Raw genomic sequence first — 2,526 nt, 5'->3', positions numbered from 1 at the left:
GCGGGCCCGCCGCGGTCTCAGGCCCCGGGCGCCGCGTCCGTGGCCCCGCCGGAGGAGGCGCCGCCCGAGCCGTCGGTCGAGGCGTCCGCCGGGACGAGGTGATCGGCGTGGTCCATCAGGAACCGCAGGACGGTCAGCGCGCCGGCCTTGTCCAGTGGGCTGTTGCGGTTGCCGCACTTGGGGGACTGCACGCAGGACGGGCAGCCCTCCGCGCACTCGCAGGCCGCGATGGCCCCCGCCGTCGCCTCGACCCAGCGTCGCGCCTGCTCGAAGCCGCGTTCGGCGAAGCCCGCCCCGCCGGGCCGGCCGTCGTAGACGAACACGGCGGGGGAGCCGGTGTCCGGGTGCAGGACCATCGAGACGCCTCCGATGTCCCAGCGGTCGTTCGAGGCGACGAGCGGCATCATGCCGATCATCGCGTGCTCGGCCGCGTGCAGGGCGCCGGGAAGGCGATCCGTGGTCAGTCCCGCGGCGATGAGCTCGTCCGAGGCCGCCTGGAACCACACCGCCGAGGTGAACAGGTCCCGCGCCGGCAGGTCGAGGGGCTCCTCGCCGAGCACCTCCCCGGAGGCCAGGGCCTTGCGCTGGAAGGACACCACCTGGGTGCGGACCTGCACATCCCCGAGGCACCAGCGCAGGGTGCCCTCCCGCGCGTCCAGGCGGCGGTGCACCGCCACGATCTCGACCTCCGTGACGTCCCGGGCCTGCGTGGTGAAGTCCGGCCAGGCGCGCGTGACCACCACCGCGTGCGCGTCCTCGTCCAGCTCCTCCACGAGGTACGTGCGGTCCTGGTGCACGTACACCGCGCCGGGATGCGCCTGGTAATGGGTCTGGGGCGAGTCCATCGTGCCCAGCAGGGCGCCGGACTCGGCGTCGATGATGTCCATGGGGCCGCCGCCGTCGTCCCGCAGGGAGACCATGCCGGCGGCGTGCTCGGGGTGCGTCCAGAACCAGCCGGCCGGCCGACGGCGCAGCAGCCCCTGCTCGACCAGCACGTCCAGCAGGGCGCGCACCCGGTCCGGCTCCCCGAACCAGCCGAACGCCTCGGGCGTGATCGGCAGCTCCGCGGCGGCCGCGCACAGCTGCGGGCCGAGCAGGTGCGGGTTCTCCGGGTCCACCACGGTGTCCTCCACGCCCAGGTCGAACACGGCCTCCGGGTGGTCCACCACGAACGTGTCCAGGGGGTCGTCCGAGGCGACGAAGAACGCGAGCGCGTCCTGGCCGCCGCGCCCGGCGCGGCCGATCTGCTGGAAGAACGACGCGCGGGTGCCCGGCCAGCCGGCCACCACCACCGCGTCCAGCCCCGCGACGTCGATGCCCATCTCCAGTGCCGGCGTCGAGGCCATGCCCAGCAGCCGACCCGAGCGCAGGTCCGCCTCCAGCTCCCGCCGCTCCTCGGGCAGGTAGCCCGAGCGGTAGGCCGCGATCCGGGTGCCGAGCCCCGGCTCGACCTCCTCGAGCTGCCGCTTGGCCGCGCTGGCGATGGCCTCGGCCCCGCGCCGCGAGCGGATGAACGCCAGCGTGCGCACCTGCTGCAGGGCCAGGTCCGTGACCAGGTCGGCGGCGGCGGCCATCGCCGAGCGGCGGACGGGCGCGCCGTTCTCGCCCCGACGGTCCGTCAGCTCCGGCTCCCAGAACGCCACCGTGACCGCCCCGTGCGGGGACGCGTCCTCGGTGACGGCCGTGGCCGGCGCCCCGATCAGTCGAGCGAAGTGCCCGGCCGGATCCGCCGACGTCGCCGACGCCCCGATGAACACGGTCTCCGGCCGGTCCCCGCGGTAGTGGGCGGCGATGCGCCGCAGCCGGCGCAGCAGGATGCCCACCTGCGAGCCGAAGACGCCCCGGTAGGTGTGCGACTCGTCCACCACCACGAACGCCAGGTTCCGGAAGAACGCGGCCCACCGCTCGTGGTGCGGCAGGATCCCGACGTGGAGCATGTCCGGGTTGGTCATGAGCACGGTGGCGTGCTCGCGGGCCCAGATCCGGTCCTGCGGTGCGGTGTCGCCGTCGTAGGGAGCCGCGCGCAGCCCCGGGGCGCCGTCCCGCTCGAGGGCGCGCCAGGAGGTCAGCTGGTCCGCAGCGAGGGCCTTGGTGGGGGCGAGGTAGAGCGCGGTGGCCCGGGGGTCGGCGGCGAGCCGGGTGCCGACCGCCAGCTGGTAGCCCAGCGACTTGCCCGACGCCGTGCCCGTGGCGAGCACGGTGTGCGTCCCCGCACCGGCCAGGTTCGCGGCGCGCACCTGGTGCAGCCACGGCCGCTCGACGCCGCGCGCCGCGAACGCCCTGACCAGGCCCTCCGGAGCGTCCGCGGGCCAGTCCGTGTGCCGGGCCTGCCGTGCGGGCAGCTCGGTGACGTGGCGGATCTGCTCGGGCAACCCGGTCCGACCCAGCGCCGCACGGAGTCCGGCCCCCGCCGGGGTGTCCGGGCGCAGGTCGCCGGGTGCCGTGACGGACAGCCCGGCCACGACGTCGGCCACCACCTCACCGACGGGCTGCGGCTCCGGTCCGGAGGAGTCCGGGGCGGCGTCG

At 75.7% G+C, this 2,526-nt stretch carries 1 protein-coding gene; it reads right to left on the bottom strand.

Annotated elements, in window-relative coordinates:
* Nucleotides 1–17: 17 nt before the first annotated feature.
* Nucleotides 18–2,526: DEAD/DEAH box helicase (locus HMPREF3105_RS11925; RefSeq protein WP_141762538.1), on the bottom strand; the 2,509-nt coding region annotated here is incomplete at its 5' end.

This window comes from Micrococcus sp. HMSC31B01 (genome assembly GCF_001816085.1).
Taxonomy (GTDB): Bacteria; Actinomycetota; Actinomycetes; order Actinomycetales; family Micrococcaceae; genus Micrococcus; species Micrococcus luteus.
This window is presented reverse-complemented; position numbering and strand designations above follow the sequence as displayed.